The 15,349-nt window shown below is 45.1% G+C and carries 13 protein-coding genes; 10 read left to right on the plus strand and 3 right to left on the minus strand.

All coding sequences use genetic code 11. The features are described from left to right. The first annotated feature begins 52 nt into the window (after positions 1–52). The 5 genes from accD (at position 53) to AC58PQ_RS05470 (ending at position 4,614) form a co-directional block, all read left to right on the plus strand. Positions 53–919 carry an acetyl-CoA carboxylase, carboxyltransferase subunit beta gene (accD, locus tag AC58PQ_RS05450; RefSeq protein WP_497240942.1) on the plus strand — a complete coding sequence of 289 codons (867 nt, stop codon included), beginning with the start codon at positions 53–55 and terminating at the stop codon, positions 917–919. After that, positions 909–1,889 carry an acetyl-CoA carboxylase carboxyltransferase subunit alpha gene (locus tag AC58PQ_RS05455; RefSeq protein WP_497240943.1) on the plus strand — a complete coding sequence of 327 codons (981 nt, stop codon included), beginning with the start codon at positions 909–911 and terminating at the stop codon, positions 1,887–1,889. The genes accD and AC58PQ_RS05455 overlap by 11 nt, the downstream gene beginning before the upstream one ends. Further along, positions 1,882–3,636, plus strand: coding sequence for a pyruvate kinase (pyk, locus tag AC58PQ_RS05460; protein WP_497240944.1), 1,755 nt, complete (start codon positions 1,882–1,884; stop codon positions 3,634–3,636). The genes AC58PQ_RS05455 and pyk overlap by 8 nt, the downstream gene beginning before the upstream one ends. Before the next feature lie 137 nt (positions 3,637–3,773). After that, positions 3,774–4,214 carry an acyl-CoA thioesterase gene (locus tag AC58PQ_RS05465; protein ID WP_497240945.1) on the plus strand — a complete coding sequence of 147 codons (441 nt, stop codon included), beginning with the start codon at positions 3,774–3,776 and terminating at the stop codon, positions 4,212–4,214. A 4-nt stretch (positions 4,215–4,218) separates the two neighbouring features. Further along, positions 4,219–4,614: an FxsA family protein gene (locus tag AC58PQ_RS05470; RefSeq protein ID WP_497240946.1), complete on the plus strand. Its 396-nt coding sequence runs from the start codon at positions 4,219–4,221 to the stop codon at positions 4,612–4,614. 33 nt (positions 4,615–4,647) lie between these two features. Here AC58PQ_RS05470 and ytvI read toward each other — a convergent pair whose 3' ends face one another. Then, the gene (gene ytvI, locus AC58PQ_RS05475; RefSeq protein ID WP_497240947.1) at positions 4,648–5,784 is read right to left on the minus strand and encodes a sporulation integral membrane protein YtvI; all 1,137 of its coding nucleotides are present in this window, start codon (positions 5,782–5,784) and stop codon (positions 4,648–4,650) included. Positions 5,785–6,061: 277 nt separating this feature from the next. Here ytvI and ppk1 point away from each other — a divergent pair, with 277 nt between their 5' ends. After that, a complete protein-coding gene (ppk1, locus tag AC58PQ_RS05480; RefSeq protein ID WP_497240948.1) occupies positions 6,062–8,203 on the plus strand; it encodes a polyphosphate kinase 1 in 2,142 nt (713 codons plus the stop codon). Here ppk1 and AC58PQ_RS05485 read toward each other — a convergent pair. Further along, positions 8,169–9,707, minus strand: coding sequence for a Ppx/GppA phosphatase family protein (locus AC58PQ_RS05485; protein WP_497240949.1), 1,539 nt, complete (start codon positions 9,705–9,707; stop codon positions 8,169–8,171). The two genes, ppk1 and AC58PQ_RS05485, sit on opposite strands and share 35 nt — an antisense overlap. Before the next feature lie 297 nt (positions 9,708–10,004). On the opposite strand from AC58PQ_RS05485, the gene citZ reads away from it, so the two are divergent. From citZ to AC58PQ_RS05505, 4 genes are all read left to right on the plus strand, one after another. Continuing rightward, positions 10,005–11,117, plus strand: coding sequence for a citrate synthase (citZ, locus tag AC58PQ_RS05490; protein WP_497240950.1), 1,113 nt, complete (start codon positions 10,005–10,007; stop codon positions 11,115–11,117). A gap of 157 nt (positions 11,118–11,274) precedes the next feature. Continuing rightward, complete coding sequence (icd, locus tag AC58PQ_RS05495) at positions 11,275–12,573, plus strand: NADP-dependent isocitrate dehydrogenase (protein WP_497240951.1); 1,299 nt, start codon at positions 11,275–11,277, stop codon at positions 12,571–12,573. A 48-nt stretch (positions 12,574–12,621) separates the two neighbouring features. Beyond that, positions 12,622–13,563 (plus strand): malate dehydrogenase, encoded by a 942-nt coding sequence (mdh, locus tag AC58PQ_RS05500; protein WP_497240952.1) that lies wholly within the window; start codon positions 12,622–12,624, stop codon positions 13,561–13,563. A gap of 388 nt (positions 13,564–13,951) precedes the next feature. Further along, the gene (locus AC58PQ_RS05505; RefSeq protein WP_497240953.1) at positions 13,952–14,383 is read left to right on the plus strand and encodes a hypothetical protein; all 432 of its coding nucleotides are present in this window, start codon (positions 13,952–13,954) and stop codon (positions 14,381–14,383) included. Positions 14,384–14,517: 134 nt separating this feature from the next. Here AC58PQ_RS05505 and yfbR read toward each other — a convergent pair whose 3' ends face one another. Further along, on the minus strand, positions 14,518–15,114 hold the full coding sequence (gene yfbR, locus AC58PQ_RS05510; protein ID WP_497240954.1) for a 5'-deoxynucleotidase: 597 nt from the start codon (positions 15,112–15,114) through the stop codon (positions 14,518–14,520). Positions 15,115–15,349 lie beyond the last annotated feature (235 nt).

Raw genomic sequence — 15,349 nt, forward strand, 5'->3', positions numbered from 1 at the left:
AAGAACGTGGCTTGTCAAGGAATATAGATCATAGCCAAGTAGAGGTGGAAATGTGCTAAAGGATTTATTTCAAAAGCGAAAATATGCAACGATTCCTTCCGAGAGAACGAAAAGGGATATTCCTGAGGGTTTAATGAATAAATGTCCGAAGTGTGGCACGATTCAGACAAGTAAAGAGCTTGAGAAGAATCTCAAAGTGTGTACATCTTGCGGTTATCATTATCGATTAAGCGCATCCGAACGGATCCAACTAACGCTCGATGAAGGCCAATTTGTTGAATTTGATGCGGATATGATCTCAGAGGATCCTTTGCAGTTCCCTGATTACGCCCTGAAATTGGACAAAGCGAAGACGACAACGAAGCTTCAGGATGCAATTATGACGGGTCAAGGAACGATTGGTGGATATCCTGTTATCGTTGCTGCAATGAGCTTTGATTTTATGGGAGGCTCGCTAGGTTCCGTTGTCGGTGAGAAAATGACGAGAGCCGTCGAAATTGCGATTGAGAAAAAGCTTCCGATTCTCATTTATTCCACATCTGGTGGCGCACGTATGCAAGAAAGTATTCTCAGCCTTATGCAAATGGCCAAAACTAGCGCAGCATTGTCCAAGCTTAACGAGGAAGGCGGATTGTTCATATCTATTATTACTGATCCGACTTTTGGCGGAGTTTCGGCGAGTTTTGCGATGCTAGGTGATATTATTATTGCTGAGCCAGCAGCTTCATTTGGCTTTACGGGCCGCCGCGTTATCGAGCAAACGATTAAGCAGAAGCTGCCTGATAATTTTCAAACATCTGAATTCAATCTCGAGCATGGTCAGCTCGACAAGGTCGTCTGCCGTAAGGATATGAGACCGACCTTAATTAAGCTGCTCGACATGCACGGTACGAAGGAGGAGGCGACTTATGGCGGGTGAAATGCCGTTTGAACAGCCACTGGCGGAACTAAAAAGTAAAATTGCCGAACTGCGTAAATTTGGGGCAGAGAAGCAAATTGACTTTTCAGAGGAGATTCGTCGTTTGGAAGAAAGATACGCTCAGCTTGAGGATGAACTATATACCACGATGACGTCAGCGGAGAAAATGCAGCTGGCACGCCATCCGCAAAGACCGACGACGATCGATTATATTAACACGATTTTCACGGATTTCATTGAATTTCATGGTGATCGCTTATACGGCGATGATCTTGCTATTGTTGGTGGACTGGCGAAACTGAACGGAGTACCCGTGACGGTTGTTGGTCATCAAAAAGGGAAAGATACGAAGGATAATATCGCGCGGAATTTCGGATGTCCGCATCCAGAAGGGTTTCGTAAAGCGCTGCGTATGATGCGCCAAGCGAACAAGTTCAAGCGTCCCATCGTGACATTTATTGATACGAAGGGTGCGTTCCCTGGGAATGCTGCGGAAGAGCGTGGTCAAGGAGAAGCGATTGCCAGAAATCTGCTGGAAATGGCCTCTTTTCGTGTGCCGATCATCTGTATTGTCATCGGAGAAGGCGGCAGTGGCGGTGCCTTGGCGTTAGGTCTAGGAAATAAGGTGTTGATGTTGGAGAATGCGATCTATTCGGTTATTAGTCCTGAAGGCGCGGCTTCGATTCTTTATAAAGATGCTTCTAAAGCCTTACACGCAGCAGAAGCTATGAAAATTACGGCTGATCATATTCTTGAACTTGGTGTCATCGATGGAATTATACCGGAGCCCAAGGGTGGCGCTCACCGGGATCTAGCCCTACAAGCCGAACATATTAAATCAGCGATCTGGGAACAGCTTCAGCAACTGCTGAGTTTGAACGAACAGGAGCTGCTCGAGGATCGTTACCGTAAATTTAGAGATATCGGTCGGTTCACATTCACTCAGGAGGGTAACAGTAACCATGCGTAAAACGAAAATTGTCTGTACCATTGGACCAGCAAGCGAATCTCAAGAAAATCTTAAAAAGCTTCTAGAAGCGGGCATGAACGTAGCTCGTCTTAATTTCTCCCACGGAGATTTTGAAGAGCACGGGGCACGTATCCGCAACCTTCGCGCTGCATCCGCTGAGACAGGTTTAGTAGCTGCTATTTTGCTTGATACCAAAGGACCGGAAATCCGTACAGGTAAGCTAAAAGAAGAACCAATTGAGCTTGTTCAGGACAAGCATATCATTTTGACTACTGAAGAAATTCTTGGGGATACAGACCGTATCTCTGTTACGTATTCAGACCTGCCACGTGACGTAAAAGTCGGATCGACGATTCTAATCGATGACGGTTTGATTGGTCTTACAGTTGTTGATATTCGTGGAACAGAGATCGAGTGCCGTATCGTTAATGGCGGAACGATCAAAAGTAAAAAAGGCGTTAACGTACCAGGCGTTAAAATCAGCCTTCCAGGTATCACAGAAAAAGATGCGAATGATATCGTGTTCGGTATCGAACAAGGTGTAGATTTCATCGCAGCTTCTTTCGTACGTAAAGCAAGCGACGTCATGGAAATTCGTGAATTGCTGGAGCGTCACAATGCTTCGCATATCCAAATCATTAGTAAAATCGAAAACCAAGAAGGCGTTGATAACCTAGACGAAATTCTTGAAGTTTCCGACGGCCTGATGGTTGCTCGTGGAGATCTTGGTGTTGAGATTCCGGCTGAAGATGTTCCAGTTGTCCAAAAGCAAATGATCAAAAAATGTAACATCGTGGGTAAACCGGTTATTACCGCTACGATGATGTTAGATTCCATGCAACGTAACCCGCGTCCTACACGTGCGGAAGCAAGTGACGTAGCGAATGCGGTATTCGACGGAACAGATGCTGTGATGTTGTCCGGTGAAACAGCAGCTGGGAAATACCCTGTTGAGTCCGTTGAAACGATGGCTCGTATTGCTGAGCGTGCAGAAGCGGCTTTGGAATATAAAGAAATTTTCCTTCGTCAAGCACAAGCACAACAAGTAACGGTGACAGAAGCAATCTCGCAAGCTGTTGCTAACTCCGCATTGGAGCTTGGCGCTAAAGCGATTCTGACGGCAACTGAAAGTGGCTACACAGCGCGTATGGTATCCAAATACCGTCCGAAATCCCCGATTATCGCAGTTACACCTAGCGAGCAAGTCATTCGCCGTTTATCCCTCGTTTGGGGTGTAATTCCGGTGTTTGGCGTACAAGCGAAAACGACTGATGAGCTGTTCAACCTAGCGGTGGAAAGCTCCATCAAAACAGGTATCGTTTCTTTGGGTGATATCGTTGTCATCACAGCAGGCGTGCCAGTTGGCCGCTCTGGAACAACGAACCTGATCAAGGTTCATCACGTTGGTGAGATGATTGCCAAAGGGACAGGCATCGGTATGCAAACAGCTACGGGTACTGTCGTAACTGCACGAACACCAGAAGAAGCTAACGCGAAAATGGTAGACGGTGCTGTGCTTGTAACGGTATCAACGGATAGAGAGTACATGCCGGCTATTCAAAGAGCATCTGCGTTAATTACCGAAGTGGGCGGCATCACGTCTCATGCGGCAGTCGTTGCACTTAGCCTTGGTATTCCAGTCATCGTAGGCGTGGAAAACGCAGTAGAAATCATCAAAGACGGTACAGAAGTGTCGATTTACCCAGAAGTAGGCGTTATCTACTCAGGTCAAGCGAGCGTTCTGTAAGTTAAGTGATAACGAAGAGTGAAGCGAGAGAACAATCTTGCTTCACTCTTTTTTGCGTTTAAGGAGACGCCAAATTCTGAGCTCACGCCCCACCTATGATATAATGGAATCACCAAGTATCTCAGGAGGATTTTTACATGAGTCAGGAACGGTGGCATCAACATCAGCTGCGTGTGCGCTATCAGGAAACGGATCAAATGGGGGTTGTCTATCATGCCAACTATTTAACATGGTTCGAAATTGGTCGCACGGAGCTCATACGATCTCTAGGTTATCCCTATCGTAAAATAGAGGAAAAAGGGCTCTTACTTCCTGTTACAGAAGCTGATCTCAAGTTCAAAAAACCAGCGCGATACGATGATCTTGTGGGAATCTATACACGGGTGTCACAAATGAGCAGTGTTCGCCTGCAATTTACCTATGAAATTCGCAGCATACATGACGATCTCACTGAAGAAATACTGGTGACAGGAACATCTGGTCATGTTTGGGTGAATCCTTCTTGGAGGCCAGTACGTATAGAGAAGGAAGCGCCAGAATTGTGGGAGCTTATTGCGAAGTATTCTGAAGGAGGCTAAACCTATGTTTCGTTGGATTCTTGCTATATTTATTCTTGTGCCTGCGATTGAAATAACCATGTTAATCATGCTTGGACATTTGGTCGGAGGTTGGATGACCTTCCTGTTAATCATAGCGAGCGGTTTCTTAGGTGCTTACTTTGCTAAGCGCGAAGGACGCAAGGTGATGGAATATGCAAAGTTTGAATGGTCGCAAGGTCAGCTGCCAGCTGGGCAAATATTAGATGGGATCTGTATTTTCCTTGGAGGGATTTTGCTGATTACGCCGGGCTTCATAACAGACATTTTGGGTTTCCTGCTCGTCTTTCCATACACGAGACCGATATTCAAGGTGCTGATGCTCGCCATCATTCGCAAACAAATCGGAAAAGGCAACATGCACATCATCAATCGCAGATAATAAAGTTGTCAAACCAAAGGCTCGGTCATCCTCCTATTTCGGAGGTGCCGAGCCTTTGTGTATGTAAGCTGCGATATCATGAAAGATTCTCGCTCGGTAGAAGGCGGTGATAAGGATGAGTGATACAGGCCCAACGATGAGTCCCAATAGACCGAATAGCTTTAAACCAACGAACATCGCAATAAGCGTGGCTAACGGGTCTAGGCCGACTGAAGAGGCTAATACTTTGGGCTCCATGATTTGCCGCGCGATCACAATAACGCCATATAAGACACTAAGTCCAATGCCAAGCACGATATTACCTTGAGCAAAGAACACATAGAGAATCCATGGCACCATGACTGCGCCTGTACCTAGATACGGCATCAAGTCAGCTAAACCAGTTAATAAGCCGATGGTGATCGCATAATCAACTCGGAGTACAAGTAAGCCGATGATCACAACTAGCGCAGTTAGAGAAACGAGAATTAACTGAGCCCTTATGTAGCCGAATAAGGCTTTCTGCAAATCCGTTCGGATCAACTTGGTTGTTTTAACAATCATGTCTGAGAAGATGCCTTTATATCGTTTGATTAGTCCGTACCAATCCTTACTGATGAAAAATGTAGCTAACATGACAATGATCGTGATCGTTGCGATATTCGGGAGTGAGGTCAGGAATGCTTTGAGTGCCGCAAAGACATAAGTGATGATCAATTTACTAACATCAGCAATTGAGCCTGCTGTGGAAGAGAGATTGGTGTTAACCGTCTCCTGATATTTCGGATTATTTTCAAAAAAATCATTCACACGCTCAATCCATTGTTGGAAGGTGACCGAATTAATGAACACATTAAATTCCTCTACCCACCGGTTGATTTGAAGTTGGAGCGTATCTGCTAGTGAGCCTAATTCCACGACGATATTGGCAACAAGTAAAGTGATGACGGTAACCATTGCCCCTAGGAATAAAAGCATGGATAAAGAGACAGACAACCATCTGGGCAGCTTTAATTTGAATTGAAAAAAATTAACAAGCGGATTGAGCATAAGTGCGATAATCCAACCAAAAATAAAGGGGTAAATGAGCGGAATGATATAGTAAAAGGCAAGGGCCACGAGTAAGAGTATAATCGCCACCCAAATGCCCCTGAAAATTTGATGAACTAGTCGCGGATTTAGGATACCCATGGTAGGAATCACTCCTTGTTTCAAGTCAATTTCAAATATAGATTTATATGTTTCACACGATTAACTGGCTATATTTCTAGATAAACGCTCCCGTCCAAGAAGGACGGCGAAGCCGTTTATTTCGATTGTAACATGAACATGGATAAATACGGAAATATCATGTTCTTTACAAAATCTTAATATATTGAAATACAGGGATTTGGATTGTCGCTCCCTTAAGAGCCATAGTACAATGAAGATACAGGATTACTAAAAATGGAAAAATACTGGAGGATTTATGAGTATTGCGCGCGAACCAGAACTGAAGGAAGTTAAAGAACTCAAAGAACTCAAAGAAGTCAAAGAGATTTCAACCAAGTACTTAAATCGTGATTTGAGCTGGATTGAGTTCAATTGGCGTGTGCTTGAGGAAGCGCAAGATGCGAGTACACCTCTGCTAGAGCGGGTGAAATTTCTGTCAATCGTATCGAGCAACCTCGATGAATTCATGAGTGTTCGTGTCGCAGGACTCAAGGATCAAATTAAGGCAGGCTATACTAAAAAGGATTTTACCGGCTACACTCCCGCAGGGCTCATTAAACGTATTATGAAACGAACAGCGAAAATGGTGACAGAGCAGTACAAAACATATCGTGAAGTAACGCGGCTATTGACGCGGGAAGGCATTGTCTTTACCGAGTATGAGGATTTGAATACGTCTCAGAAGAAAGCCATGGATGCCTACTACCATGATATTGTTTTTCCCGTGCTCACACCGATGGCTGTCGATCAAAGCCGACCGTTCCCACTCGTACATAATCAATCTTTATATCTAGCGGTTTTACTTGTTCGTGAGGGAGAAGATTTGGACGAAGAACCTTTCTTCGCTATTGTTCAAATCCCAAGCAACTTGTCACGCTGCATTCCTGTACCTACGCGTTCGAATAGTAAAAAAACCGAATTCATACTACTTGAAGAATTAATTGAGCACCATATTCAGTCTCTTTTCAGCGGCTACATACCGATTTCCGTGCATGGCTTCCGTGTGACGCGAAATGCGGATCTAACGCTCAATGAAGAAGGTGCGGAGGATTTACTGGAAGAGATCGAAAAAGAGCTTAGGCGAAGACGTTGGGGCTCTCCTGTGAGGCTGGAGGTCCAAGAAGGAATCCATCCCTACGCCTTAGCGCAATTGCAGGATGAGTTTGAGATAGAGGAACAAATTTTTGAGATTGATGGACCCTTGGATATCACCTACTTTATGAAGCTAGCCAACACATTGAATGGCTTTGATAATCTTCGCTTTCCGCGGATTGTTGCCAAATATCCCGTTGAATTTGAGGATTCAGCTGATTCGGCGGACTTTTTCAATATTCTTAAAACGAAGGATGTACTCGTTCATCATCCGTATGAGACTTTTGACGCCGTAACGGACTTCATTGTCCATGCCGCGTATGATCCGCACGTATTGGCCATTAAGATGACACTCTACAGAGCGAGTGGTAAATCGCCGATTATTCAGGCATTGGCTAGAGCAGCAGAATCGGGTAAACAGGTGACGGTGGTTGTTGAGCTGAAGGCTAGATTCGATGAAGAGCGGAATATTGCTTGGGCTAGAATGCTTGAAAAATCGGGCTGTCACGTGGTATACGGGCTAGTGGGACTCAAAACCCACGCGAAAATCACGCTTGTCGTTCGACAGGAGGAGCATACCCTTCGTCGATATGTGCATGTCGGAACAGGTAACTATAATGATAGTACGGCCCGGTTATATACCGACGTTGGTTTGTTCACCTCAAACAGTGTCATTGGCGAGGATGCATCGGCGCTTTTCAACGAAATTACAGGGTATTCGGCACCTCATGACTGGCAATCCTTTGCCGTTGCTCCAACCGATATGAAGGATAAGTTATTCGAGCTCATCGCTCGTGAATCTGAGCATGCCAGAGCTGGTCGACCCGCACAGATTATTGCGAAAATGAACTCCTTATCGAATCAAGAGATGGTGGATGCGTTATACGCGGCGTCACAAGCTGGTGTGAAGATCGAACTCATTATTCGCGGGGTATGCTGCTTGCGGCCAGGTGTTCCTGGTCTAAGTGAGAATATTACGGTACGGAGTATTGTAGACCGGTTTTTAGAGCATTCACGGATCTATTATTTCGAAAATGGCGGGCATGTCGATGTCTATCTATCTTCGGCAGATTGGATGACGCGCAATTTAACTCGGCGAATTGAGTTGATGTGTCCGGTTCTGGACCGCGAAATGAAGAAAATGATGATTCAAATTCTGAACGTGACGCTCCATGATAATGTCAAAGCGAGAGAACTCATGTCCAATGGGATGTATTCACGCATAAAAAATGAACTGTCCCCTTATCGGAGTCAGTTCGAGGCAATGCGAATTACTTCATGGAAGAAACTCCGGCGTGATTCGTAAGCTTAAGTCCCCAGATTTTTTCGAAGTCTTTGGTGAATGCGTTAAGCTCCTTGAGCTCCAAATACGGGTTATGCACACAAAGCAGTTTGAGATTCATCGATGTTTCACTGCGTTGGATACTGAGCTCTTGAATAGGCTGTGTTTCACTCACATCCAGAGCAATGGCAAGTTTCAGGATGGCACCTAACTTGATGATTAAGGCTGCATCGGATTCTAGCAGCAGGTCCTTGTACGCAAGAACTTGCTGCTGAGTCCGATTTTTTGTTTTGAATGTTGCGATCAGGGAAGCTATAACAATCTCCCGATGGCTTAAGCCGTCAATATGGGCTTCTTGGATCATATACTCCGTGTGCTTGAGGTATTGGTAGTAATGAACACTTACTCCAATTCGGTACAATAGAGCAGCTGTGTGCAGAAGCAGCCTGCCGCGGGCTTCTAAATCTGTGGATGGAGCAAGCGCATCGTACACCTGCATAGCAAATTTATCGATATGGCGGACATGTTTGACGGCTGCATTAGGGTGGAGCGTAAGCACATTTTGGATGCTAGCTTCCAAAACATTGGGTTTAATGGGTTGCTTTGGATTATAAGTTTCAAAGAAAAGTCCATCGCGCAAGCCGGACCCGCTAATGAGGCAGGCAGAGGATTTCGCTGCTTCAAAGATCGTCTCTAGAATGAGTAAACCTGGCACCATAATATCGGCTCGTTCTTTGGCGAGGCCATCGACTTTCTTTCTTTTTTCTATGGGCAACGAGGACAAAATATTTGAAAATTCCTGAATCTCACCAGATTTCAGGATGTAATTATGCGCAAGCTGGAGCGGATATTTATTGCGTTTACGGCTCATTTTACCCAGTGTACGGATCGTACCTCCTAAACCAACCATGGGAAGATCAGGTGAAGTCGCAATCCAAGGCTGAGAGGCAATCGCCGCATGTACCATCTTACGAATATCGGTAATTTCTTGATCCGTTAGATTAGCGCCTTTCATAAATTGGCGAGTGGTATTCACTGCTCCGAATGGGAAAGAAACACTTTGTACCAATTCCCTATCCTTTAATAAAGAGACCTCAGTACTTCCGCCACCGATATCAATGATCATGCCATCGCGAATATCCATGGAGTTTATGACCCCGAGATAACCAAAGCGCGCTTCTTCAAAACCGCTCAATACCTCAATGCGGAGCCCGGTTTGTTCCTCAAGGACGCGTATGATTTCCGCGGTGTTGGCAGCGTTCCGAACGGCTGCTGTTGCAACGGCTCGAACGGTTGTGACTGCTTGAGACTGGCATAACATGGCATAATGGGTTAAGATAGGAACGATCGAATGAATTTCCTTGCTATGTAAGAGGCCATCTTGACCCATACGTTCGCTAAGTCTTGCGGAATCTTTATGCTCACTCACGACGCGATAAGCTCCTTGGGCATTAATTTCATAAATGACAAGTCGGATGGAGTTGGATCCGATATCGACGATGCCAATCCTAGTTGCGTGGTTGCTCATAGTGTCGCTCCTTTTTAACTCAATTCACGGATTCATTGGTTACATTGTATCAATCTCGCACTATGTCTACAAATTTTTCCGCGTCCACTGAATAATTCGGGGAAATTAACAAAAACTTGTATCGTGTGTTTGGGAACTGTGTACGAAAAATGGTGTGAAAATTCCGCCAAAAAGAATTTCTATGGTAGTGATAATTTACTTCTATGACCCCGTTTGTTCACTTACCAAGTAAAATACTTTATTATTAAGAGTAGAACAGCAATAATTTGCTAATAGAGTAGCTAAGGAGAGATTCCCATGTCTGCAACCAAAGGTTTAGAAGGAATTGTAGCCACAACCTCGTCGATCAGCTCCATTGTAGATGGCGTGCTTACGTATCGCGGGATTGATATTGATGACCTCGCAGAAAATGCGACATTTGAAGAAATTATTTATTTACTTTGGTTCGGTAAATTGCCTACACAAGCTGAGCTTGAGAAATTACAAAGCGACCTGAACTCATACAGTAAAGTACCAGATGCGGTAATTGACCTCATTCGTACATTCCCGAAAGATGTGAATTCGATGGCAGCTCTTCGTACAGCGGTTTCTGCACTTGCCCTGTATGATGCAGAGGCAAATGATGCTAGTATGGAATCCAATGTGCGTAAAGCGATCAAGCTGCAAGCACAAATTCCTGGTATCATCGCAGCTTTCGCACGTATTCGTGAAGGCAAAGAGCCAGTAGCTTCCCCAGGATATTCTTCTGTAGCCGCTAACTTCTTGTTCCAACTAACAGGAAACGAGCCGGATAAAGTAGCAATCGAAGCGTTGGACAAAGCATTAGTACTTCATGCTGACCACGAGTTGAACGCATCCACATTCGCAGCGCGTGTAACGGTAGCAACACTTACAGACATCTACTCCGGTATCACTTCCGCAATCGGCACGCTTAAAGGACCACTTCACGGTGGTGCGAACGAAGCGGTTATGGTCATGCTTGAAGAGATCGGTACTGTTGAGAACGTTGTTCCTTACATTAACGGTAAATTAGAGCGCAAAGACAAAATCATGGGCTTTGGTCACCGCGTATACAAAAACGGCGATCCGCGTGCGAAGCACTTGCAAAAAATGTCTTATGAGCTGGGTAAATTGACTGGCAACTTGAAATGGTACGAAATGTCCATTAAAGCAGACGAGTTGGTAACTGGCCTTAAAGGCTTGAAACCAAACGTAGACTTCTACTCGGCATCCGTATACACAACGTTGGAAATCCCTCGTGACTTGTTCACGCCAATCTTCGCGATCAGCCGTACATCGGGTTGGGCAGCTCATATCCTTGAGCAGTACGAGAACAACCGCTTGATCCGTCCTCGCGCAGAGTACACAGGTCCAGTTAACCAAAAATATATCCCAATTGGCCAACGCTAATTGTTATTGCTTCAAGCTTAAGGTGCGGCAGTTCGGTACTGGGCCCCAGTAAGTCTGGGGGAGTACTGCAACTCCCGTCACTTTTTGTGTGCCTAGCTATGCATGCACATCATATAGAGAAAATCATTTTCGACAAATTTGAGGAGGAACTATTATCATGCCACAATTCGAAGCTTACGAACTACCAACTGAAGGTCAAAAAATCACGATCGAAAACGGTGTACTTCAAGTCCCTAACAATCCAATCATCCCTTTCATCGAGGGTGACGGTACAGGTCCTGACATCTGGGCAGCTTCCGTACGCGTGCTAGATGCAGCAGTTGAGAAAGCATACAAAGGCGAGAAAAAAATCGCTTGGTACGAAGTATTTGCTGGTGAGAAAGCATTCAACAAATTCAACAACTGGTTGCCGAACGATACGTTGACAGCTATGCGTGAATACATCGTGTCCATCAAAGGACCTCTTACTACACCAATCGGTGGCGGTATCCGTTCCCTGAACGTAGCACTTCGTCAAGAGCTTGATCTTTACGTATGTTCCCGTCCAGTTCGTTACTTCAACGGCGTTCCATCCCCAGTTAAACGTCCTGAGCTAGTTGACATGGTTATCTTCCGTGAAAACACAGAGGACATCTACGCTGGTATCGAGTGGGAAGCTGGTTCCGAAGCCGTTAAGAAAGTAATCTCCTTCTTGCAGAACGAAATGGGCGTTAACAAAATCCGTTTCCCAGAAACTTCAGGTATCGGTGTTAAACCAGTATCCTCCGAAGGTACAGAGCGTTTGGTTCGCGCTGCAATCGAGTACGCAATCAAACATGGCCGTAAAACATTAACATTGGTACACAAAGGTAACATCATGAAGTTCACAGAAGGCGCGTTCAAAAACTGGGGTTACGAGTTGGCTGAGCGTGAATATGCAGATAAAACATTTACATGGGCACAATACGATCGTATCAAAGAAGCAGAAGGCGCTGAAGCAGCTAACAAAGCTCAAAAAGACGCTGAAGCAGCTGGCAAAATCATCGTAAAAGATGCGATTGCTGACATTGCTCTTCAACAAGTTTTGACTCGTCCTACTGATTTCGACGTTATCGCTACATTGAACTTGAACGGTGACTACCTGTCTGATGCACTAGCTGCACAAGTTGGCGGTATTGGTATCGCTCCAGGAGCGAACATCAACTACTTGACTGGTCACGCAATCTTCGAAGCAACGCATGGTACAGCTCCTAAATACGCTGGTCTTGATGTTGTTAACCCAGGTTCCGTAATCCTTTCCGGCGTTATGTTGCTTGAGCACCTTGGTTGGTTGGAAGCTGCTGATCTAATCTACAAAGGCTTGGAAACATCCATCAACAACAAAACCGTTACTTATGACTTTGCACGTTTGATGGACGGCGCGAAAGAAATTAAGTGCTCCGAGTTCGCGAACGAAATCATCAAAAACATGGCTTAATTCTTACCTATAGTTGAGTTAGACTAAATATGAGGAGGTATATTTTAAATGGCTATTCGTCGTAATAAAATTACCGTTGTTGGCGCGGGTTTCACAGGTGCTACTACTGCTCTAATGCTAGCTCAAAAAGAACTTGGTGACGTTGTTCTACTCGACATTCCGCAATTAGAAAACCCTACGAAGGGTAAAGCGCTAGACATGCTTGAAGCAGGTCCAGTGCAAGGCTATGACGCTCAAATTACAGGTACATCCAACTATGCGGATGCAGCTGGTTCCGACATTGTCATCATTACTGCAGGTATTGCTCGTAAACCGGGGATGAGCCGCGACGATCTCGTTAACACCAATGCGGGTATCGTGAAATCCGTTTGTGAAAACGTAAGAGAAGTTGCTCCAGATTCCATCGTGATCATTTTGAGTAACCCAGTGGATGCCATGACTTACGTAGCTTACCAAGCACTTGGTTTCCCAAAAAACCGCGTCATCGGTCAATCCGGTGTCCTTGATACAGCTCGTTACCTGACGTTTATCTCCCAAGAGTTGAACGTATCCGTTGAGGATGTTAAAGGGGTTGTAATTGGCGGACACGGCGATGACATGGTCCCTCTCGTACGTTACACGTACGCTGGCGGGGTGCCAATCGAGAAGCTAATTTCAGCTGATCGCATTGAAGCTATCGTTCAACGTACACGTACTGGCGGCGGAGAAATTGTTAACTTGCTTGGTAACGGTAGTGCATACTACGCACCAGCAGCTTCCCTTGTGCAGATGACGGAAGCAATTCTTAAAGACAAAAAACGTATCATTCCTACAATCGCACTTCTTGAAGGCGAGTATGGTTATGATAATCTGTTCATGGGTGTTCTTACAGTTCTTGGCGCTAACGGCATCGAGAAAATTATGGATATCGAATTAACAGAAGCAGAACGAACAGCGTTGGACAAAACAGCTGAATCCGTGCGCAACGTAATTAAAGTTGTAGCGGGTTAATCTATTGGAAATGAAGGACCAACCTCCTAGGTTTAGGAGGTTGGTCTTTTTTTGTGGTGTGCAAGGAGTAGGCATTACAAGCGCTTGCATCGGGTGCAGCGAGCATGCGGATTAGACAGAATACTACGAATAAATTAACGAAAGCCGTTACGATTGCGGATGTGGCAGCAGAGCCGTTGCCTTAGGTTAAGTTCAAAGTAAGGTAAAGAAACAACGCCAATCCCCATGCTTTTGTGGGAGATTAGGCGTTGTTTCTGCATAAATGGTCACATTTTTATGGAGATATGGTGAATTTGCTCATAAGATGACATCGCTTTCTTGTTACGTTCAATCGGATTCTGTATACTAAAAGAGAACGATTCTAATTAAAATTGCGGAGGTCGACTCAATGTACCATGTTATGATTTTTTTACATGTAATAAGTGCTCTATTGCTTGGCTCTTATGTTGTTTTCCCTTTCATTGTGGGACGAGCTGCTAGCTTATCTGGCGCTGGACAAGAAAGCTTCATGGGATTGTTATCTACGATTAACCGAATTGGCCAATTTTCTTTGATTGTTACTTTCATATCCGGAGGCGCGATGATCAGTGAAGTTGATCCGCCTGTTAGTTGGATGGTGCTTTCCGTAGTTCTGTTAGTTATTGTTGGGGCTGTTACTGGTATGCTCGGCAGCAGAATCAAAAAGCTGAGAGCGAATAGTGCCGCAGGCAAGAGCATTATTTCTGATGCTGCGAAAATCAAAGTGTTCAGCTGGATCGGTGCGGTAGCGGTTATCGTTGCAGTTTTTATCATGACAAATCGTCAAATTTTCGAATCATAGGAACAACTTCAAACGGGTACGCCGAAAGAACCTCTTATTCCTCACTAAACATGTGGAGTAAGAGGTTCTTTTTGTGTTCGTAATGGTCGTGTGATTCTTTGGTTATCACCGAAACGATGGATTTTCTCACTCCACTAGCTAGGATCTGCGATGTCTAACGTAATTTCATCTAGTGTTTTCTCGAAGGAAGCACTCATGTGCTCGAGGAAGTAGTCTACTTCAGGCATGTTCATCTTTTTTAAACTATCGAGAACTTGTTGTTTCGCAACGACGAACTCACGATTGCCGGTGGAGAGCTCAGTTAGGCATTTGATATAGGCTTCGATTAGATCAGCGGCCTTTACCCAGCGATAGAGCTCTGGGTCAGGATCTTGAATGAGCCCGCGGTAGATGCTGCTGAGTGCGGGTGGTATCGTGCCAATCAGGCGCTCAACCGCGACATCTTCGATTTCACGGAAATTGCGCAGAATTTGCTCGTTATTGTGTTTAACTGGCTGAGGGATGTCACCTGTCAGCACTTCGGATGCATCGTGGAACAAAGCGATGGATACGACGCGATCGGTCGGCACATTCCCGCCATAGACTTCGTTGGAGATGGTGCACAGCATATGCGCGATCGAGGCTACGTAGAAGGAATGCTCGGCTACATTCTCGCGGCGCGTGTTCCACATAAGGCTCCAGCGATCGATATATTTGAGACGATATAGGTAAGCGAAAAAGTGATGATTCATAAGTTCCTCCTAGGACGGCTATCGGACAGAAAGTATTCGCGAGTATGTCGCGAAATGATCTACCCTAACAGGTATATCATCTCACCTAGGCTAAGTCAACTGGACTGGGACTCGGCGGATTTTATGATTATGAGTTTAACTGCTGGGAAATTGTGTTCAACACATCGAACGAATGTGAAGTTTGAGGATGTGGTTGTACATGAGAGGAGGAGACAGTAAACAGGAAAAGGTGAGG

The sequence above is a fragment of the Paenibacillus sp. J22P143 genome (assembly GCF_059692035.1).